This is a genomic window from uncultured Porticoccus sp. (genome assembly GCF_913061305.1).
GTDB lineage: Bacteria > Pseudomonadota > Gammaproteobacteria > Pseudomonadales > Porticoccaceae > Porticoccus.
Window position 1 is genome coordinate 1 of sequence record NZ_CAJXST010000006.1, and the last position, 18,788, is coordinate 18,788.

General features: G+C 50.1%; 21 protein-coding genes. 19 read left to right on the plus strand and 2 right to left on the minus strand.

Going from position 1 to position 18,788, the window contains the following annotated elements:
• The first annotated feature begins 98 nt into the window (after positions 1-98).
• The 12 genes from QZ516_RS08300 to QZ516_RS08355 all read left to right on the plus strand — a co-directional run bounded on the left by QZ516_RS08300 (position 99) and on the right by QZ516_RS08355 (position 9,082).
• On the plus strand, positions 99-569 hold the full coding sequence (locus QZ516_RS08300; RefSeq protein WP_297188377.1) for a DUF2059 domain-containing protein: 471 nt from the start codon (positions 99-101) through the stop codon (positions 567-569).
• A 102-nt stretch (positions 570-671) separates the two neighbouring features.
• Entirely contained in the window at positions 672-1,415 is a 744-nt protein-coding gene (locus QZ516_RS08305) for a hypothetical protein (RefSeq protein ID WP_297188379.1), read from the plus strand.
• A gap of 114 nt (positions 1,416-1,529) precedes the next feature.
• A complete protein-coding gene (locus QZ516_RS08310) occupies positions 1,530-2,126 on the plus strand; it encodes a PIN domain-containing protein (protein WP_297188381.1) in 597 nt (198 codons plus the stop codon).
• Positions 2,127-2,230: 104 nt separating this feature from the next.
• Positions 2,231-2,683, plus strand: coding sequence for a carboxymuconolactone decarboxylase family protein (locus QZ516_RS08315; protein ID WP_297188382.1), 453 nt, complete (start codon positions 2,231-2,233; stop codon positions 2,681-2,683).
• 511 nt (positions 2,684-3,194) lie between these two features.
• Positions 3,195-3,548 (plus strand): hypothetical protein, encoded by a 354-nt coding sequence (locus QZ516_RS08320; protein WP_297188383.1) that lies wholly within the window; start codon positions 3,195-3,197, stop codon positions 3,546-3,548.
• A gap of 94 nt (positions 3,549-3,642) precedes the next feature.
• A complete protein-coding gene (locus QZ516_RS08325; RefSeq protein ID WP_297188384.1) occupies positions 3,643-4,236 on the plus strand; it encodes a class I SAM-dependent methyltransferase in 594 nt (197 codons plus the stop codon).
• Positions 4,237-4,326: 90 nt separating this feature from the next.
• Positions 4,327-4,869: a hypothetical protein gene (locus QZ516_RS08330; RefSeq protein ID WP_297188386.1), complete on the plus strand. Its 543-nt coding sequence runs from the start codon at positions 4,327-4,329 to the stop codon at positions 4,867-4,869.
• Between the two features lie 232 nt (positions 4,870-5,101).
• The gene (locus tag QZ516_RS08335) at positions 5,102-5,386 is read left to right on the plus strand and encodes a type II toxin-antitoxin system mRNA interferase toxin, RelE/StbE family (RefSeq protein ID WP_297188388.1); all 285 of its coding nucleotides are present in this window, start codon (positions 5,102-5,104) and stop codon (positions 5,384-5,386) included.
• Between the two features lie 3 nt (positions 5,387-5,389).
• On the plus strand, positions 5,390-5,650 hold the full coding sequence (locus QZ516_RS08340; RefSeq protein ID WP_297188390.1) for a helix-turn-helix transcriptional regulator: 261 nt from the start codon (positions 5,390-5,392) through the stop codon (positions 5,648-5,650).
• Between the two features lie 70 nt (positions 5,651-5,720).
• Positions 5,721-6,386 (plus strand): DUF2726 domain-containing protein, encoded by a 666-nt coding sequence (locus QZ516_RS08345; RefSeq protein WP_297188392.1) that lies wholly within the window; start codon positions 5,721-5,723, stop codon positions 6,384-6,386.
• Between the two features lie 209 nt (positions 6,387-6,595).
• Positions 6,596-7,948, plus strand: a complete 1,353-nt coding sequence (locus QZ516_RS08350; protein WP_297188394.1) for an MATE family efflux transporter — start codon at positions 6,596-6,598, stop codon at positions 7,946-7,948.
• Positions 7,949-8,308: 360 nt separating this feature from the next.
• The gene (locus tag QZ516_RS08355) at positions 8,309-9,082 is read left to right on the plus strand and encodes an EAL domain-containing protein (protein WP_297188396.1); all 774 of its coding nucleotides are present in this window, start codon (positions 8,309-8,311) and stop codon (positions 9,080-9,082) included.
• A 127-nt stretch (positions 9,083-9,209) separates the two neighbouring features.
• On the opposite strand, the gene QZ516_RS08360 is transcribed toward QZ516_RS08355, so the two are convergent.
• Positions 9,210-10,151, minus strand: coding sequence for a sensor domain-containing diguanylate cyclase (locus QZ516_RS08360; protein WP_297188398.1), 942 nt, complete (start codon positions 10,149-10,151; stop codon positions 9,210-9,212).
• Between the two features lie 414 nt (positions 10,152-10,565).
• On the opposite strand from QZ516_RS08360, the gene QZ516_RS08365 reads away from it, so the two are divergent.
• From QZ516_RS08365 to QZ516_RS08375, 3 genes are all read left to right on the plus strand, one after another.
• Complete coding sequence (locus tag QZ516_RS08365; protein ID WP_297188400.1) at positions 10,566-11,429, plus strand: sensor domain-containing diguanylate cyclase; 864 nt, start codon at positions 10,566-10,568, stop codon at positions 11,427-11,429.
• A 229-nt stretch (positions 11,430-11,658) separates the two neighbouring features.
• Entirely contained in the window at positions 11,659-12,144 is a 486-nt protein-coding gene (locus QZ516_RS08370; RefSeq protein ID WP_297188402.1) for a L,D-transpeptidase family protein, read from the plus strand.
• Positions 12,145-12,173: 29 nt separating this feature from the next.
• A complete protein-coding gene (locus QZ516_RS08375; protein WP_297188404.1) occupies positions 12,174-13,175 on the plus strand; it encodes a L,D-transpeptidase family protein in 1,002 nt (333 codons plus the stop codon).
• Positions 13,176-13,180: 5 nt separating this feature from the next.
• Here the strand turns inward: QZ516_RS08375 and QZ516_RS08380 are convergent, their stop codons facing one another.
• Positions 13,181-13,456 carry an Lpp/OprI family alanine-zipper lipoprotein gene (locus QZ516_RS08380; protein WP_297188405.1) on the minus strand — a complete coding sequence of 92 codons (276 nt, stop codon included), beginning with the start codon at positions 13,454-13,456 and terminating at the stop codon, positions 13,181-13,183.
• A gap of 227 nt (positions 13,457-13,683) precedes the next feature.
• Between QZ516_RS08380 and QZ516_RS08385 the strand changes: the two genes are divergently transcribed.
• The 4 genes from QZ516_RS08385 to QZ516_RS08400 all read left to right on the plus strand — a co-directional run bounded on the left by QZ516_RS08385 (position 13,684) and on the right by QZ516_RS08400 (position 18,332).
• Positions 13,684-14,736 (plus strand): DUF2235 domain-containing protein, encoded by a 1,053-nt coding sequence (locus tag QZ516_RS08385; RefSeq protein WP_297188407.1) that lies wholly within the window; start codon positions 13,684-13,686, stop codon positions 14,734-14,736.
• Positions 14,737-14,878: 142 nt separating this feature from the next.
• Positions 14,879-15,607: a divalent cation transporter gene (locus QZ516_RS08390; RefSeq protein ID WP_297188409.1), complete on the plus strand. Its 729-nt coding sequence runs from the start codon at positions 14,879-14,881 to the stop codon at positions 15,605-15,607.
• 55 nt (positions 15,608-15,662) lie between these two features.
• Complete coding sequence (sugE, locus tag QZ516_RS08395) at positions 15,663-15,980, plus strand: quaternary ammonium compound efflux SMR transporter SugE (RefSeq protein WP_297188411.1); 318 nt, start codon at positions 15,663-15,665, stop codon at positions 15,978-15,980.
• Positions 15,981-16,214: 234 nt separating this feature from the next.
• On the plus strand, positions 16,215-18,332 hold the full coding sequence (locus tag QZ516_RS08400; RefSeq protein WP_297188413.1) for a TonB-dependent receptor: 2,118 nt from the start codon (positions 16,215-16,217) through the stop codon (positions 18,330-18,332).
• Positions 18,333-18,788 lie beyond the last annotated feature (456 nt).

The following is an 18,788-nucleotide window of genomic DNA, read 5'->3' on the forward strand; positions in this document are numbered from 1 at the left end:
GTGGCCGCCTTTTAATAATTATTATGAGGCCGAAGGCCTCATTAACAGACTGTTAAGCATCATAGGGGTTCAAGTTGAAATTTAAGCATCTAATAGTAATGGCAATTTCTTTCATGCTCTCAGGAATAAGCTTTGCAGCATCTGACGAGCATAAGAAAGCGGCCGAAGAGCTTCTGCTGCTTACCAAAGTTAATGAACAAATGACGCAAGTATTGGAAGGCACTAAACAGGCACAAATACGCCAGATTCAACAAATGAATCTTCCCGTCGAAGCTGCGCCTGTGGTGGAACAATATTTCATTGATTTAACCGAGTTGCTACAAACAGCCATGGGCTGGGATACACTCAAGAACGAATATATTCGTGTGTATACCGAGGCATTTTCAATTTCCGAGCTTAAAGAGATATCGAAGTTCTATAAATCGGCAGCTGGCCGTAATTACATTAGTAAGCGCGTTGAGTTAAATCAGGGGCTTATGGCTGTAGCTGAAAAGCAAACAGTGGATCTTCAGCCTAAAGTCATTCTGCTACAACAGAAGCTCTCATCCGATCTTCAGAAATTAAAATAAGGTGCCAGCAATGCTTAACAAGTTTGGCAAGCGGGACAAATTAAAGCGTGGCTTCGCCACAATTTGCCCCTTCCAAAGGCGTTATGTCTCTAAAGGAAGCTTATGAGTAAAGTTAGGATCAAGCTGGTATCGATTGGGCACTTACCTTTAGAGTTCCAGTCTAAAAAAATCAAAAATTGGTCGTCTAAGACTTTCGAGGTTGTCGAGGATATCGACAACTATTCACTTCGTTGTGACTCTGATGGTTTTGATTGGGAGTTCTCAGATAGTGCAGTAAAAGGACAGCTCCCTAACCAGTTTAATGCTGACTTTATGATCGCTATTGTAAACGTTCCTATTGAGGACAACTGGTACTCGAGAAGGCTCGGAAATAATCAGGTTGTATTTACGTTTCATCAAATCAAAGACATCCTCGAACACTACAATATTCCGCTAGAAAATGTCGTTTACCGTTTACTATATGCGTACACACTTTTGTATCGGCGCGCGGGAAACAAGATCCCTGATTTTGATGAGGCTCCAGGTTTTACACACGACGAGACGCGTGGATGCCTCTTTGACATGAATGGTATAAAGACTGATTTGGTCGCTTCTTGCCATAACCCGCAAATATGTGATGAGTGCCAAGAGAGATTGAAGCAGGAAAGAGTGTCTAAGTCTGATATTGAAAACACCCAAGGTGACATTAAGCGCATTAAAAAAGATTTATATTTCAGAATAGTCGGTCACGTTAAAAAGCATCCAATTGCAGCGCTGGTTCTATCAAGTATATTTGCGTTAATGCTTGGGATTACCGGCTCAGTCATCGGCTCGTTCGTTTACGAATATCTAAAGAGTCGGGCATGAGGCAACCAAGACATAACAATCGCAGGCACAGCGACGGCTTTTTCGTTGCGGCTTCGCCTCCACTACAAAGCCGCGCGTGCTGCGGGCGTTATGGCCAAATCAAGGAGAGCCTGCTTGGTAACAAACTATGTTCTTATAGATTTTGAGAATGTGCAGCCGAGTAATCTGGAGGTTCTCAAGCAGCATCCTTTCAGGGTGGTGGTTTTCGTTGGTGCAAACCAAGTAAAAATACCATTTGATCTGGCTGCATCTATGCAAGCCCTTGGGAATGCGGCACAGTACATAAAAATCACCGGTACGGGAAAAAACGCTCTTGATTTCCACATTGCCTACTATATTGGCGAGTTGGCGGCGAAGGACTCAAGTGCTTATTTCCACGTCATCAGCCGTGATACTGGTTTCGACACACTTATCAAGCATCTCAAGTCGCGTGGTATTAAGATCCAGCGTGAGCGAGACTTAGCAGAAATACCCGTTGTAAGGATGTCCACTGCCACCTCTACCGACGACAAAGTACTAGCTATCGTGAAAAATTTAGCTGGTCGTGGGCAGTCGCGCCCCCGCAAGGTAAAGACACTCTCAAACACTATTAATTCGCTGTTTACTGAGAAGCTATCTGAACAGCAGTTAAGCTCGATTGTAAAAGATCTTGAGCAGCGCAAGTACATAAAGGTGAGTAATGGTAATGTCTCGTATAAGCTGCCACATTAGCCATAACCAGGCCAAGCACAGCGACAGCTTTTACGTTCCGGCTTCGCCTCCACTACAAAGCTGCACGTGTTGGCAGCGTTAGCCGTACAACATAAGGAGGTCACATGACAGAAAGAGTGAACCTTGGTAAGTCAGCACCTGATCTGTATCAGGCAGTCATTGAGCTTGACCGGCTTGCCTCCGATGCCTTAACCAATGTAGGAATTGCCGTAGGCTTTTCGCATCTCTTACGCCTGCGCGCATCCCAGATAAATCAATGTGCTTTCTGCGTCAGATTGCATGCGCGGGATGCACTTGCCAGCGGGGAGTCTGCTGATCGTGTAGCAGTCCTTTCCGCATGGAAAGAGACCGAATGCTTCAGCTCAAAAGAGCGTGCCGCGTTAGAGCTTGTGGAGGCAATTACACTGATCTCTGACGGCCAACTGCCTGACGCAATCTACGAGCAGGCCGCAACCAGTCTTTCCAAAGAAGAAGTGTCGGCCATTGAGTGGCTTGCCGTTGTCATCAATACATGGAATCGTATTGCTATCTCCAGCCGTTACCCTGTCAAAGCGTAGGTGCGGCTAACAAGGCGCTGTTGTCGCCGCTATCGCGGCTGGGACGGCTTACGCTGCGCTCCAGCCGCCCCAAAGCTTGGCGTTAAAAGTCTATGAGCCATCAAGCATGTGAGCACTGTTCGGAGGTGAATCAAGAATTTCGGATTAGAAGCCCGATAGATCTTGAGAAGGCAATTCGAGTTGTAGCGGACAATTTATCTGACGGTACAATCCGCGAAAGCGATTATTGGCCTAAAGGTGTTCTAAATTGCTGCGATAGTGGCCCATTTTCTGAGCTGGCAAATGGTAAGTCTTTGGGTGATTTCGTAGATTATTATTTTGAGTGCCCTGAGTGCGGCCAGCTCTATCACCTCACGGCAGAAACATATCATGGTAGTGGGGGTAGCTGGTGCGCTACAGAGAGAGAGTAACTTTTAACAAGCCGCTCAAATTCGTTCCGGCCACAAAAAACGTGGCCTCCACCGGACTCGCTAACGCTCGCCGTTTAGCGGGGCGTTAACTGGAAACTCACATGGAACGTGCGGAAGCAATTATCAAACTTATAAACACTTTTCACCTTAACGTTGAGGAAAGGACTTTATTTCTTGACCAGCCGCTTTCTATCAATGAGCTAGGTAGTGCTATTAAGGACAGCATTCATAGGTTTGGTGGTTATCCCAAAGATTGGGGTCCAGAACAAAACTTCGACGGTGTATACGTCACCCAGACCAATAGTAGCTACCACACAATTCTTAAATCAGAGGTTGGTTGTATGCAGTTCAAACTTATAGAAGAAAAAACATTTTCTAACATTGTTGAAGTCGCTCACTATGTTGCACAACGAATGTTTTCAGCAGGCATAGATGGCGTGGCATGCAACTGGTAAACCAGTTAACAAGTTTACTCCGGGCCTTCAGCCCTCCGCGGGAACACCAAAGCTGTGCTTTGTCGTCCCCTTAGCAAGGCGTTAAGGCTTTCAAATGGAATCATCTGCACTAGGAACGAAATACGACAAAATTGCTCAATGGTGGCATGACCAACACGTAGAGTCTGGCTATGGTGTAAATCAGTTTCAACGAGCTGTTCAATTTGCGCGGCGCGGTGGAAAAGCCCTCGATGTAGGTTGTGGTTCTGGTGGTAGATTTGTACGGATATTGGAAGGCAGCGGTTTCTCTGTGATAGGCCTTGATGTATCAAAAGAAATGATTAGGTTGGCTAGCGTAAACCATCCAGAGCACGAATTTTTGCATGAGGATATCTGTTCCTGGGAAACAAAAGAGAAGTTCGATCTAATTGTTGCATGGGATAGTATTTTCCACTTGCCGTTGGCTATGCAAAAACCTGTCGTATCAAAGCTGTGTCAGCTCTTAGCGGAAGGCGGCATTCTGATATATACATTTGGGAATGCTGAGGGAGAACATACTGATCAGTGGCACGATGACACTTTTTACTACAGCTCTATTGGTATTAATGAAAATGTGCAGGTGCTTATAAATAATGGCTTGTCTGTTTTGCACCTTGAACTAGACCAATATCCAGAAAAGCATGTTTATACAATTGCCTCCAAGCCTTAACATACTGTTATACCCATACGCCTCGGCAAGCTCAACTTCATTCCGCTACGTCTCCCATCAGCCAACTGTCCACATGAGAAAGGGTTCCCAATGAATCCAATAACTATTAGTAAGGTCGCCAAAGCCACACTGACTCTGGCGATCCTGACCGTTAATCTACTCCCGGTCGCCTCGGCGCAACAGGACCTGGCGGCGGAGCTTCAACAGATGGCCATTGAATGTCGTGCTGCAGGCAGCGAATGCTTCCATGCCTGCACTTTGGCGTCGCGGAACCTCGCGCGTGGCAGGGAGGTGTCGGACGCCGACATTGAGTCCTGTCGAAATACCTACGCCAAGCTTGAACCGCAAGCTCCGCCTGAGATGGCCTGGACGCCCGAGTATGCGCCGATGCCGGATGTAGTCGGTGTCTTCCGCGGAGCCTTAGTGGCTGCGCAAGGGCGCGATGACTGGAAGCGATACTGCCGCTCATCGGCTTTAGTCGGCGACATTAATGCGCCGGTGCCGTGGGATATCCCCAAAGGCGCCACCGTCAGGGTGTCCGGGGTTCGCTACGTGACCAACCCCATTCGCAGCCTCGACAGGAGTAAGACTGCCTGCCGCGCGGAAAGCGTTGAGGTGCTTTCGATACCGTAATTGCAGTAGAGCTTTCTGAAGAAACCCATGATTGGCAACAATAAACCCGCCAAAGTGAGTCTAGGCAGGGGCGAAGAGTCTGGGGTGGTGGGCTATAACCAGTTGAAGCAGATCACTCCCTTCGGTCGCAGTGCGCAGCTTACGCTACCTGTTCAAGGAGTTATGCGGTTTTTAATCCAGCTCAAGGCTATCCAGTTGACATACCATAAATGGTATATATACTAAATTTAGTATGTGGGAGATTCTCGAACATAAACGTGTTGATAAAGCCTTGGCGATAGCGCCAATTGAGGTTCAGCAACGCTATGAAAAATGGAAAGATATTGTAAGAATTTCTGGCCCGCAGGGATTGAGACTGATCAAGGGTTTTAAAGACGAGGGGCTATCTGGCAACTGGAAAGGTTTTCGGTCCTCTCGTCTGAATATCCAATATCGGGTGATTTATAAGGTACAAAATGACCAGGTGCTGGTGGAGGTGGAGGTTGAACGTGTCACTCCCCATGACTACCGGAGGTGAAGAATGAGCGATTATCGGAAGGCGATTAAAAGAATTGACGTATCAACAGGAGATTCGGTTCGAATCTTGCGCGAGCTTCAGGAGATGAGCCAGAACGATCTGGCGGCTGCGACCGGTATCCCCCAATCAACGATTTCTGCCATTGAGAACGGCCGTGTTCGCCTGGGCGTTGACCGCGCAAAGGTGCTGGCCAAGGCGCTGCGCTGTCATCCTGCCGTATTGGTATTCCCCGGCTGGGATGTTGAGCATGAGTCAGCCGCATAACCAACAGTTGCAACAGGCGCAGTTCCACTGCGCTGTTGAACGCGGGCGTTATGCATAAAAAGGAAACGACATGGAATGGTTGATATTGCTGGCTCTTCTTGCCCTCGTAGTGCTAGTAATACTTACAAAACAAAGAGGTCCAACGGATGAATTCTCGTACGAGAAAAACGAGCCATTGTTTTCGCCCGCTGAAAGATCTTTCTTCGGTATTCTAAGCCAAGCTGCCGAAGGTCAGGCGGTTGTTTTCGGAAAGGTGCGTGTAGCCGATGTCCTCCGCCCATCCAAGGGCATGGGAAGAAGCCATTGGCAACAGGCATTCAACCGTATCTCTTCCAAGCACTTCGATTACGTTATTTGCGCTCCTGAAACCCTTTCCGTTTTGGCCGCAATCGAGTTAGATGATAAATCGCACTCCAAAGGAAAGCGTCAGGATCGCGATCGTTTTCTTGAAAGCGCATGTTCTGCTGCCGGGTTACCTTTACACCGTTTCAAAGCCGCAGCAACTTACAACATAAGCCAAGTGAGGGGTGCCCTTTTCGATCCACCAGCTGAAGCATCGGAGGAACCTTCGTTGCCGGAAGCACCTCAAGCTGAAGTGGAAGAAAGACAAGTGTGCCCAAAATGCTCTGCTCCACTCATCAAGAAGGTTGCGAGAAAGGGAGAACATGAGGGCGCTGAATTTCTCGCATGCAGCGCTTTTCCAAAATGTCGCTACATCGCAAAATCAATTGCATAACGAATCAATCAACTTCGCGCAAAAAGCGCGCCAGACCCTCCTGAGGTTGGGCCGGTTATCGAATCGTTATGCCCATGCGCCTCGGCAAGCTTAACTTCATTCCGCTAGCGTCTCCCGCCAGCCAACTCCACATGAGAAAGGGTTCCCAATAATTAAAGGGGTCACATTAAACCTACCCCTTAACCAAGCGTTAGGCAGCTAAGTGAATTATGAAAAGCAATTTAGACGATAAGCATTTACTAGAACGAGCCCCAGTCAGCAGGATCTTTCTGAAATACGCGCTACCAAGCATCGTCACGATGGTGTTTTTTGGCGTGCAAAGCCTGGTAGACGGCATCGTAGTGGGAAACCATTTGGGGTCAGACGCTTTGGGTGGGATCAGCATCATCCTGCCGTTTTTCAGCTTTATTATGGTGTTGGCGCTGATCATCGGCATCGGAAGCCAGACGCTGGTCAGTATGGAACTGGGTCGCCAAAATACAGAAAAGGCGCAGGACGCAATGTCTACTGGCTTTTGGGCGCTGGTAGCAGTCAGTTTGATGGCAACGGCTTTTCTGCTGCTGTTCACTGAACCGCTGACCACACTGATGGGGGCCGACGAGCGGCTGCTGCCGTTCTCGCTTGCCTACCTTAAAGGGCTGGTGCCGTTCATATTGCCACTGATGTTATGCTTTTATTCCGATGCCATGCTGAAGGCATTGGGGCATCCCAAGTTTTCGATGATTATCATGTCACTAAGCGTGCTGATCAATGTGTTACTGACGTTCTATTTTGTGATGAGACTGGAATGGGGCACGACTGGAGCGAGCGTGGCCACTGGCCTGGCTTTCACCATCGGATTGCTGATTTCCGGCAGTATCACCTTCAATCCCAAACAACGGCTGTCGATGCTGAAGGGTCGTTTCCACCTGCTGCTCTTGCGCCGTGCCGCTTACAACGGCTCATCCGAAGGTGTATCGGAAACGGCGGTTGCGGTCAGTATTCTGATCATCAATCTCACTGTCGTTCGCCTCTTGGGGGCTGACGGTGTGGCTGCGTTCGCTGCTATCAACTACGTTAACTTTATGGGTGTTTTGTTGTTCCTCGGTATTTCGGATGGCCTGATCCCGGTGCTGAGCTACAACTTTGGAGCCGGAAACCACGAGCGGGTCAAGGGATTATTTCGCTTTGCCGCAGTGGTCAATATGAGCATCGGTGTCATGGTGTTTATCGTGTTGCAGTTACTCGGAAGCCACGCAATGCTGTTGTTCTTCGATAGCAATGAAAGCCAAGCGTTCCAGATCGCATCTGATGGCTTGCACATCTTCGCTTTCGTGTTTTTAGTGAACGGACTTAACGTGCTGATTATCGCCTATTTTACTGCACTGGGCGAAGCTAAAAACTCCTTCATCATTGCCGTGCTGCGAGGTTTGGTGTTCTTGCTGATTGGCGTCACGGTGTTACCAATATTTATCGGTATTCATGGTGTCTGGGCGGCAATCCCGCTGGCGGAGTTGCTGGCACTGGGAGTGGCACTCCTACTGATTCACAGGACTCACAAAAAATTGTTTTCACCTGTGTAGATATTTGCCTGACAACAGCGTTAACCACGCCCAACTGCGTTGGGTACCGGTTACGGTTATGCGCTTTCAGTAGTGATATCGTAATTGTGCAACGAGAAGGGAGTCTAAATATGTACAATGTTTTAGTTGTCCATAACAGGACGGTCAAGTTCATTCCGGCCGCGAAAAGCGCGGGCTCTATGGGTCAGCCTACGCGTTGTTTCAATTAAAGGGAAAAACCCTGTTACAGTTGGTCAGTCAACACAGTTTGGGCGAAGATTACACGGACGACCTCAAGGCCAACGGGGCACAATAAAACAATGAATGATCGAGTGCGGCACCGACAATACCGCCGCCGAGACAGGACAGGAGGCCGCAACTATGCACACACCTGAAATCCCACCTTTGCTCAATTGCCGCGAATGCGCCAGCGGCAAGGCACTGGACTTTGACTTCACCATGGCTTTCCAGCCCATCGTGGACACCACCAACCGACAAATTTTTGCCCACGAAGCGCTGGTACGCGGACTCAATAACGAATCGGCAGGCCAGGTGTTCAGCCATGTCAACGACAGCAACCGCTACCGTTTCGACCAGGTGTGCCGAACCAAGGCCATCAAGCTCGCCTCGCAGCTCGGGGTGCCCGGCTTTTTAAGCATCAACTTCATGCCCAATGCCGTCTACCAACCCGAACGGTGCCTAAGCACCACCCTGGCGGCGGCAGAGCTGTACAACTTCCCGGTGGAGCAAATCATTTTCGAAATCACCGAAAGCGAAAAAGTGGACGACCTGTCCCACCTGCGCATGATCGTCGACCACTACCGCAAGCGCGGCTTCAAGACCGCCATCGACGACTTCGGTGCCGGCTACGCCGGCCTGAACCTGCTCAGCGAAATCCAGACCGACATTATCAAGCTCGACATGGCCCTGATCCGCAACATCGATCAGGACAGGGTGCGCCAGGCCATTGTGCGCGGCGTGATGCAGGTCAGCGATGAACTCTCTGCCAAAGTGATCGCCGAAGGCATCGAAACCCGCGAAGAATGGGATACCCTGCAATCTCTCGGCATCGAGCTGTTCCAGGGCTTCTACTTCGCCAGGCCTGCCTTTCAGACACTGGCCACTGTGGATAACAGCATTTACGACGCCGACTAAGCAGCCCACCTCACTCAAGCTCGGCCCCCTACAGGAAACTGAGGGGGCTTTTCCAATTCTACGGCGAACGCAGAACCTGTTCAGTCCATCCTGTCGAGGCATTAAACGTCCGCATTACGAACTGAATTTATACAATTCCGCTGAACTGCTCGACACGATTACGGCCAAGTTTTTTGGCGCTGTACAGTGCATTATCTGCACGCTTGAGGGCATCCTTGACACTGTCATTTTGATTATTATCAAGCATGGCCACACCGCCACTGACTGTGCAGTTGATAGCGACCCCATCACTGTGTACAGGTTGGCTTTCTGTAATTGAACGGACTCGCTCGGCAGTTTGCAGGGCTGTCTGCAGATCGCTTTGTGGTAACAGTATGGTGAACTCTTCACCGCCAATGCGCCCCAGCAAGTCATTATTCCGTATGGTTTCGAGCCAGCGCTGACAAAGTATCACCAGCACCCGGTCACCGGCGTAATGTCCGTAACGGTCATTGACCTCCTTGAAGTGGTCCACGTCCAGCATAATAACGGCCAGTGTATGCCCATAGCGTTGCGCCCGCTGCAGCTCTTCTTCAGCGCGTTCGAGAAAATACCCGCGGGTCATGGTTCCCGTCAGTGGGTCACGCCAGGCGAGGTCTTGCAATAGGGCTTCATTCAGTTTCTGCCGGGTAATATCACGAAAGAACCAGACGCGACCGAGGTAGTTATTCTGATCATCAAATAAACCGGTTGAATGGCGATCCAGTGTCCGTCCATCATTCAGTTCGATTTCGGCGTGATCGTGCAGCGCCGGGTTATTGTAAAGCTCCTGAATGCGCTGCAAAAATGCATCGGGGTTCTTTAACTTGCGCAGCGCCGAATCAAGTAAAGGCTCTTCGGACAGGCTTTGGTACATAGCCTGCTCATCAGGGCGGCATTGTTCTTCTATCTGCCAGACTTCGAGGAATCGCTGGTTATAGGAAATAACCTGCGAGTGCTGATCAACCACCAGAATACCATCCGGCGACGCTTCCTGTATGGCGCGCAGTAACGAGCGGGAAAACTGATTGCGACTGTCTTTTGTGTCCATATAAGATTGGAATTGACGTTCTCATTGGCGAGAGAGCTGTGGATTTTTATTCTACTCCCCCGGTTTACCCAGACCAATCGCTTATCGGGCAATGTAGATAGCAGGGGCCAAGCTCCTCCCCAGTGGCAGAGATCACCCGTCAAATCCATAGAGAGATTGCGCCTAAGGCCTGTTTACACAAATTTGATTATCGCGACGGATGGTCCTCTCCGCTCAAAACCGCACAGACCTTTCTATCCATCCAGGTCATATTAAGCGGCTCAGAACTGCTAACTAACTGTTCTAAAAAATATTTTATGATTGCCTCCAGATTTATTTACACCGAACTAAAGGGATCGAGCCCTTTGCAGGCTTTTTTACCACCCTCCGGTGAGATCAGTCTACAATCAGGCTACGTAAACCGGAGTCCGCCCTATGGCCGTTGACCTGAAAGCGCTCTATCCCAAACTGATCAATCTGATGCTGGACACGGTATTCGTGGTTGATAACGACAACCAGATCGTCTTTGTGAATAGTGCCTGCGAAACATTGCTGGGTTACCATGCCGACGAGCTGATCGGCACGCGAATCACCGACTACATGCATCCTGACGACCGGGCGGCCACACGCGCCTCCATTCTCCGGGTCATGAACGGCCAACCCCACATCGATTTCCGTAACCGTTATATCCGCAAGGATGGCGCTATCGTACACATCCTGTGGTCTGCCCGCTGGTCCGAGGAGGAGGGTGTACGGATCGGGGTCGCGCGGGATGTGACGGCTCTCAGGCAGGCCGAGGCGGAATTACGTTTCCTCGCCCATCACGACCCACTGACGGAACTGACTAACCGGGCGCTGTTCTATGATCGACTGGACTCGGCTCTGCGTGTAGCCCACCGCCACCAAAGCAGCCTGGCCGTGCTGTTTGTGGATATCAATGACTTCAAGATTATCAATGATATCCATGGACATGCGGTGGGTGATCGTGTGCTCTGTGCAATTGCACATCGACTGGAAAGCTGTGTGCGTGAGACAGATACCGTGGCCCGGATGGGCGGCGATGAGTTCACTGTGCTGTTGACGGACATCCAGTCGGCGGATGCCGTTTTCGAGAAGGTGGGACAGATTAACGCAATCATGGCCGAGCCATTGGGAGCCGAACTCGAAGTGGTCAGAATGCCGACCTGTAGTATCGGTGTCGCCTGCTACCCCCTGGATGGGGAGAATGCCGATGCCCTGCTGAGTTATGCAGATAACAATATGTACCAGATGAAAAGGCATCGTTCAGCAAACGGCTAACAGTTAAATAGGTGATAACGATTATTTTTTAACCATTTTCACCGCGAGACTGACACGCTGTACTTTTTAGTGGTCAACTTATCCCGAATCAGTAAAATTTAACGCTATTACCCCGAAACCAAATACCCTTGATCTAGAATAATCGTTACGGCCTTTTTAATGGCCAATTGATCGCCTATTGGCAGCCAACTTTCACAGCAGAACAGCACTTGGGGTAAGTTTACCTGTCATGTACAAAGTTTTAATAATCGGCTTGCTGATTTGCCAGCTGGCTATGTCTGATGAGCGGTTTCTTGCAGATAGTGTGCTGGTCGACAAGTCAGAGAGAAAGCTCTATCTGCTTCGGGATGGCATCAAGTACCGGGAGTATTCCATCGCTCTGGGACCCAGACCCCGCGGCCACAAGCTGCATGCTGGGGATGAGCGGACGCCTGAGGGACGCTATATTCTGGATTTCAAGACTGAAAAAAGTGATTATTACAAGGCCATTCATATTTCCTATCCTAATGAGCAGGATATCAAGCGGGCTTTGGACATTGGGGCACCGCCCGGAGGTTCAATCATGATCCATGGCATGCCAAATAATACGACGTTGCCTCCCGAGCTGATTCAGAAATTCAACTGGACCGATGGCTGTATTGCGGTGACCAATGCGGATATGGATGAAATCTGGCCGGCCATTAAGCCGGGAACACCTATTGATATTCGTCCCTAATGGCAGCTTGGCAGCCAATTCAGGTAACCATGACAAGCGCCAGGGCCTTTGGTCTCCTGTTAGTTGCTCTTTGTTGCCTGCCCTGCCTGGCTGAGAACCGGCATATCCTGACATCAGAGACCAATACGGATCTGGTGGGCAGTAACAGCAGCACCTACATATCAAGAGAAGAGACGCTGATTGATATCGCAGTACGATATCAGTTGGGATACAACATGATCCGATCGGCAAATCCGGATGTCGACGCCTGGCTTCCCGATGACGGGAGCAAAGTATTATTGCCGTTCAGTGTCATTTTGCCGGATGCGCCACGCAAAGGCATTGTCATCAATACAGCGGAAATGCGCCTTTATTTTTACCACGGGGATGAGCAGAATCAAAACACCGTGACGGTTTACCCCATCAGCGTGGGTCGCAGGGACTGGGCGACACCGCTGACTGAAACCCGCATCACCCTGCGAGTTGAACAGCCATCCTGGTATCCCCCCGAAAGTATCCGTGCGGAACACGCCGCCCGGGGAGATTTACTGCCTAAAGTCGTGCCCGCTGGCCCGGACAACCCTCTGGGCGACTATTTGCTGGCACTGGATGTTCCCAGTTACTTTATCCACGGTACGAACAAACGTTTTGGCATTGGTATGCAGGTCACCCACGGCTGCATTCGGATGTACCCCGAACATATTGAAGAACTCTATAACCTCGCGCCGGTTAATACGCCTGTCACCATCGTCAATCAGCCCTATAAAATCGGCTGGAAAGACGAAAAGCTTTACCTGGAGGTACATCATCCACTGGAACTTGATGGCGAGGTACAGGAGGAAAACCGAACAGGGGTTGTCGATAAGCTGACATCGATGCTGGAGAAACAGCCGGAGGTTCTGATTGACTGGAACAGGGTCGATATTGCAATAACAAAAGCTACGGGTATGCCCGTGCTGGTGGGAATACAGCCACATTCATTATCAGATTTTGAGTATTATCGAAATCATATCCGGTCAGACCACTCAAACCGACCGGATATGACTGAGTAAATGGACTACTTTTCCATTGCCTTTTTAAAGGCCCGGTCAATTTTCTCGTTCGCTTCGTATGCTGATGTTTTTGCTTCGTCAGCGGTACTTTGGGCATTGGCAGCAGCTTTATTTGCAGCATCAGCTGACCGCTGGGCATCGACGGCGGCCCTGTTTGCTTCGGCAGCAGAGCGCTGAGCTTCCTGGGCCATTGCCCTGACCTCATCTACCGATGAGTTGCTTGCACAACCAGTGACAGCCACCATCATCAGAACAGGTAAAAACTTTACTAAAGATTTCATGAAGCTCTCCTTACTGAAGAAAAAACAAGTCAGATCTACACGGGGGTTATTACTTTTAAAGTATGGATGCAGGATTTACCACTTGCAAACCCTGTTACTTATCAACTTGATTTGAATTAATTATCAGGTTCATATTCATGGTGTACTGACATAAGAAACACATAACAGCTACAGAGGTACCGCCACGTACGTGGTGAAGCCCCATTATTGCGACGGTAGGAAACCCTATGGCAAAACAACGATTGATTATGCTGTTCGACGGGACCTGGAACGATCCCGAAGATCAAACAAATGTTTATCGTATCTCGCGCTGCCTTCATGATTATGACGGCGATATGCGACAACGCTTTTTCTACAACGCCGGTGTTGGCACATCGAAGCTGGAGCGCTTCAGAGGCGGCGTGTTCGGTTACGGTCTTAGCAAAAATTTGCTGGCGGGATACGAGTGGCTTGCAAAACGCTACACCGATGGCGAGGAAATCTGGATATTCGGTTTCAGTCGTGGAGCCTATACGGCAAGAAGTCTCGTTGGGTTAATCCGCAAATGTGGATTACTGCATATCGTCACCCCGGGCTTGCTGGAAAAAGCTGAAAGTATCTACCGGGATGAAAGCCTCTCTCCAGATGCTGACGTCTGCAAGGATTTCAGGGAACGCTACAGCCGAAGTCCGAGGATCCACTTCATCGGCGTATGGGATACCGTCGGCGCACTGGGGGTGCCCGGTACTGTCCTTTCCGAAAGGGGGAAGTACTCGTGGCACGATACCGAACTCTCCAGCATTGTGGATTATGCTTACCATGCGGTTGCACTGGATGAGCACAGGGCGGCCTACGACGTACCGCTGTGGACCAGTACCGATGGAAACAAAAAACAGCGTAATCTGGAGGTGGAACAACGCTGGTTTATTGGCGCCCACGCGAATGTGGGCGGCGGCTATGGTGCCAAGGATTCACTTGCCGATATTCCGTTGCAATGGATTCTGGAGAAAGCTGAGAAAGCAGGGCTGAAGCTAGATCCATTCAAGGCTGCCGACGACGCATGGCAAACCGAGCCAAAAGACTCCTTCAAGGAATTCCTGAACGGCGCCTACGCGTGGTTCCGCAAAATCAAAGGCGAGGGAGATGGCCGGTTCTGCAGAAGATATTCCGAGGGTATAAACGGACACCCTGCGGTCAATATTTCGGTTGATAACAGTGTCTGGAAGCGCTGGAAAGATGCCAGGTTTAACTATCGACCACGCACCCTGACCGATGCCGACCAGTGCCCTCCGGAGCAATAAGTTGCAACCTCGTCGTGACCCGATGGAGCCACTCCCACATCGTTATTGATGTGCAGACCAACGGGGCTTCGGGCTCTGCTTCTGCATCACAGCAGTTCGAAACGACGACTTAACAACTGTCGCTTGGCCAAATGGACATCATATGGACATATCACTGGTTTCAACAATTATTATTCTTGGCACTGCCGCCGGGATCTGTATCCCCGTAGGTGGACTTATCGCGAGTTTCGAGCATATTCGACCCAATTGGCTCGAACAGGAATTTCGACATTTTCTGATTGCCTTCGGTGGCGGCATTCTTCTGGGGGCCGTTTCTGTCGTTCTGGTTCCAGAAGGAACCGCATTTATGAGTGATTCTGTATTTTCAATTCCTGTTGTCCTCGCCGGTGGTCTCACGTTCTTTCTCATTGAGCGATTACTCGATTTAAGGCGGAGGGAGTCTCCCCAATTGATGGCGATGGTCCTGGACTACGTGCCCGAAGCTATCGCATTGGGAGGGCTAATCGCTCTGGGATCACCTGTTGCTCCGTTACTGGCATTGCTGATTGGTTTACAAAACCTGCCAGAGGGATTTAACGCCTACAGGGAGCTTAAATCTCAAAATAATACCTCTCCCCAAAAAACGTTGCTGACAATGAGCCTCCTGGTTCCCGTAGGGCCGTTGGCGGGAATTACTGGTTATTCATTTCTCTCGGAGCACGAGCCCATCATGGGGGCGATCATGCTATTTTCAGCTGGCGGCATTCTTTATCTGATTTTCCAGGATATCGCGCCACAATCGCGATTGAAAAAACACTGGGCACCGCCCCTGGGTGCCGTGCTTGGGTTTTGCTTTGCACTATTTGCTGAAATGTTGACACATACCGCTTAACGAGCCACGGTTCTCGCCCCTGCAGACCGGGACGACCCCACATGAGAGATATTTAATGAACTGGTTTATTTTGTTTGTTGCCGGTCTTCTCGAAATCGGCTGGGCTATTGGATTGAAGTACACAGAGGGCTTCACACGACTATGGCCAACCGTGGGGACAGTGATTTCACTGGTGGTCAGCTTCGTGCTGCTTGGTATAGCCATGCGGTCACTGCCTGTGGGAACGGCTTATGCTGTCTGGGTTGGTATCGGTGCCGTTGGCACAGCGATTTTGGGGATATTCCTGTTCGGCGAGTCCGCCGATCTGCCCAGAATACTGAGCCTTTGCCTGATTTGTGCCGGCATTGTTGGCCTCAAACTTACCCATGCCTGATAAACGACTGAAAAGTCTGGACTTTTAGGTCCATGACCTGTGTTCAGATGACTCCGCCAGCTGGTTCGGCCTCGGCCCGCTTTTCTTCAGCACTTTATGTCAGCGCCCGGCAAATAACTCCTGACTGTTAGACGTTCCTGCCCTTCTGCCTGCGTCAATTTGTCGCATGTTCTGTTTTTCGCCTGTCTTTTAGAATAGCGCTCTTTTTGAGTCTTCACTAAGGAGTGGCTTGTTTTGACTTTCATCTATTCCCGCGTAATGAAACGTTTTATTTTCCATGCTGTACTGGCCACGGGTCTCCCGGTCGTTTTGCTGGCAGCTTCACACGCTGAGGAGACTGTAGAAGAAATTATCCTTATCAAGCCTCAGCAAACGATGCCTACAACAACGGGCGACGCCACCAGTTTACTGGGCGACCAGGGTGTCAATTTTTCTGCTGCCGGTGGCATTTCCCAGTTACCCAGCATTCGCGGAATGAATGGTGATCGGGTCAAAGTACTCATTGACGGCGGTGAAATTACTTCTGCCTGTGCAAACCATATGAATCCCCCGCTTTCCTATATGGACGCCAGCCGTATTTCATCGACGACGGTCCTGAGTGGAATTACCCCTGTCAGTATGGGCGGCGACAGTATCGCCGGCACAATTTCAGTCAATTCCCGCAAACCCGCCTATTCTGATTCCGACGAACTGCTTATGCAGGGTTCTATTGGGGCCATTTACGAAAGCAATGGGCAGCGCCATGGCGAATACTTGAACGCTACCATTGCCAACAGCAATCTAAGTCTGGGTTACAGCGGTAGCCTGGACCGCTCCGACAGCTATCGCGATGGCAGTGGCGACAAAGTTCTTGATACGCTCTATCGTTCAGAAAATCACGCCATTACCTTTGGTGCCAGAGGTGAAGTTCAGGAGCTCGTCCTGAAACTCACCCACCAGAAAGTACACTATCAAGGCTTTCCCAATCAGTACATGGACATGGTAGGCAATAAAGGTGACGGCGTTATTGTCAACTACCTCCACGATTTCAGCTGGATGAAACTGGATGTCCTGTTTAGCTGGAATGATGTCGAGCATGAAATGGGTTTTTTCACCGAGGAGAAGACCGGCACGATGCCCATGTATACCGAGGGCAAGGACATGGGTTACGTCCTGAAGGCAGAATTCCCACTGTCAGAGCAACACACATTGCGTATCGGCAATGAATACCACAAATTTGAACTCGACGACTGGTGGCCTGCTGTGCCCGGCTCAATGATGATGGGCCCCGATGACTATATCAATATCAATGATGGCGAGCGCACCCGCTACGCGCTGTGGGCTGAATCAGAATATCGGATCAATACATCCTGGACCGCTCTCTACGGTATTCGCTACGAGCATGTCATTACCGATACCGATGATGTGCAACCCTACAACACCATGCCGATGATCATGATGAGCCCCAACCTTGATGCACCGGCTGCAACTGCGTTTAATGCTCGCAATCACAAGCAGGTTGATGACAACATCGATTTAACCCTGCTGTTCCGCTACCAGCCTACGTCCGAGGATACTGTAGAGTTTGGCTACGCACGCAAAACCCGCTCACCCAACCTCTATGAGCGCTACACATGGGGCAGGAACACCATGGCAATGACCATGATTGGCTGGTATGGCGACGGCAATGGCTATGTGGGTGATATTGACCTGGATCCGGAAACTGCACATACCCTGAGCGCCGCCTATAGCAAAAAGGCTTCAGATAGCCGTTGGGAATACACCATCAGTCCCTATTACACCTACGTGGATGATTTTATTGATGCTACTCAGATCGGTACATTCAATCCGAGAATGGTAATGTCCGTTACACGACCCAGGTTGCAATTTACCAATATCGACGCCGAGTTTTACGGTCTGGATGTAAATGGCTCCCACCTTCTTTCCCAATCTGGCAAGTGGGGCACCGTGAACCTGAAAGCCCGTGCGTCCTACACCCGAGGCAAACGCAAGGACGGCCCGGAAGACCTCTACCACATCATGCCACTTAATGTGAAAATCGCTTTGGAACAGTCTTTTCAGCAGTGGGCCAATACCATTGAACTGGAGTGGGTCGATGAAAAAGACGACGTGGACCGGATTCGTCTGGAAAATAAAACGGCCAAATATACCCTCCTGAACATATTCACCCAATACCGCTGGCATAACACCACGCTCAATTTTGGTGTACGTAATCTGCTGGATGAGAGCCATGACTTGCCTTTGGGTGGTGTCAGTCTGGCCCAATGGCGTGATGACGGCATGACGGGGCCCTTTGAATCACTCCACGGTCCCGGCCGCTCTGCAGAGATGGGAATTCGTTACGACTTTTAGCAAGCTTTCAATCAACCTCTCTCCAACAGAGGGCACATCTTGCCCTCTGTTGGCCTATCGCCACGCCTCCCCCCCCCCTCTTTTTTGCAGTATCGGAATCATAGCTCTCCCACCACACCTGCACGAATCGATTCGCAGGGGTACAGCCCCCTTGGGGGCATGCCCCGAGGAGCTGAGTGGATGACATAGGGGATACTTGGTTTAGGGTACGTTCCATGCTTTTTATACCCACCCATCGGCTCTAAAGACCATATAGCTCCCGACCCGGGGAGCGGCCTTGACAGCCTAACCACCTGTTCTAACATAACTTTTAAGCCAGTTGTAAATGCAATTTACTCCGGTAGCACCCATATGGTTTACGGAAAAGCCTTACAAGCAGACGGACAGACCCTGACGACAACAGACCGAACACGGCAACCGTTTTATCGTTGCAGCTCTGCTGCTACAAAGCTGCGG

Bases quoted from the DNA above. Each gene is read 5' to 3' on its own strand.
- QZ516_RS08300 (WP_297188377.1), top strand. From the start codon at position 99: ATGGCAATTTCTTTCATGCTCTCAGGAATAAGCTTTGCAGCATCTGAC.
- QZ516_RS08305 (WP_297188379.1), top strand. From the start codon at position 672: ATGAGTAAAGTTAGGATCAAGCTGGTATCGATTGGGCACTTACCTTTA.
- QZ516_RS08315 (WP_297188382.1), top strand. From the start codon at position 2,231: ATGACAGAAAGAGTGAACCTTGGTAAGTCAGCACCTGATCTGTATCAG.
- QZ516_RS08320 (WP_297188383.1), top strand. From the start codon at position 3,195: ATGGAACGTGCGGAAGCAATTATCAAACTTATAAACACTTTTCACCTT.
- QZ516_RS08325 (WP_297188384.1), top strand. From the start codon at position 3,643: ATGGAATCATCTGCACTAGGAACGAAATACGACAAAATTGCTCAATGG.
- QZ516_RS08330 (WP_297188386.1), top strand. From the start codon at position 4,327: ATGAATCCAATAACTATTAGTAAGGTCGCCAAAGCCACACTGACTCTG.
- QZ516_RS08335 (WP_297188388.1), top strand. From the start codon at position 5,102: ATGTGGGAGATTCTCGAACATAAACGTGTTGATAAAGCCTTGGCGATA.
- QZ516_RS08340 (WP_297188390.1), top strand. From the start codon at position 5,390: ATGAGCGATTATCGGAAGGCGATTAAAAGAATTGACGTATCAACAGGA.
- QZ516_RS08345 (WP_297188392.1), top strand. From the start codon at position 5,721: ATGGAATGGTTGATATTGCTGGCTCTTCTTGCCCTCGTAGTGCTAGTA.
- QZ516_RS08350 (WP_297188394.1), top strand. From the start codon at position 6,596: ATGAAAAGCAATTTAGACGATAAGCATTTACTAGAACGAGCCCCAGTC.
- QZ516_RS08355 (WP_297188396.1), top strand. From the start codon at position 8,309: ATGCACACACCTGAAATCCCACCTTTGCTCAATTGCCGCGAATGCGCC.
- QZ516_RS08360 (WP_297188398.1), bottom strand. From the start codon at position 10,151: ATGGACACAAAAGACAGTCGCAATCAGTTTTCCCGCTCGTTACTGCGC.
- QZ516_RS08365 (WP_297188400.1), top strand. From the start codon at position 10,566: ATGGCCGTTGACCTGAAAGCGCTCTATCCCAAACTGATCAATCTGATG.
- QZ516_RS08370 (WP_297188402.1), top strand. From the start codon at position 11,659: ATGTACAAAGTTTTAATAATCGGCTTGCTGATTTGCCAGCTGGCTATG.
- QZ516_RS08375 (WP_297188404.1), top strand. From the start codon at position 12,174: ATGACAAGCGCCAGGGCCTTTGGTCTCCTGTTAGTTGCTCTTTGTTGC.
- QZ516_RS08380 (WP_297188405.1), bottom strand. From the start codon at position 13,456: ATGAAATCTTTAGTAAAGTTTTTACCTGTTCTGATGATGGTGGCTGTC.
- QZ516_RS08385 (WP_297188407.1), top strand. From the start codon at position 13,684: ATGGCAAAACAACGATTGATTATGCTGTTCGACGGGACCTGGAACGAT.
- QZ516_RS08390 (WP_297188409.1), top strand. From the start codon at position 14,879: ATGGACATATCACTGGTTTCAACAATTATTATTCTTGGCACTGCCGCC.
- sugE (WP_297188411.1), top strand. From the start codon at position 15,663: ATGAACTGGTTTATTTTGTTTGTTGCCGGTCTTCTCGAAATCGGCTGG.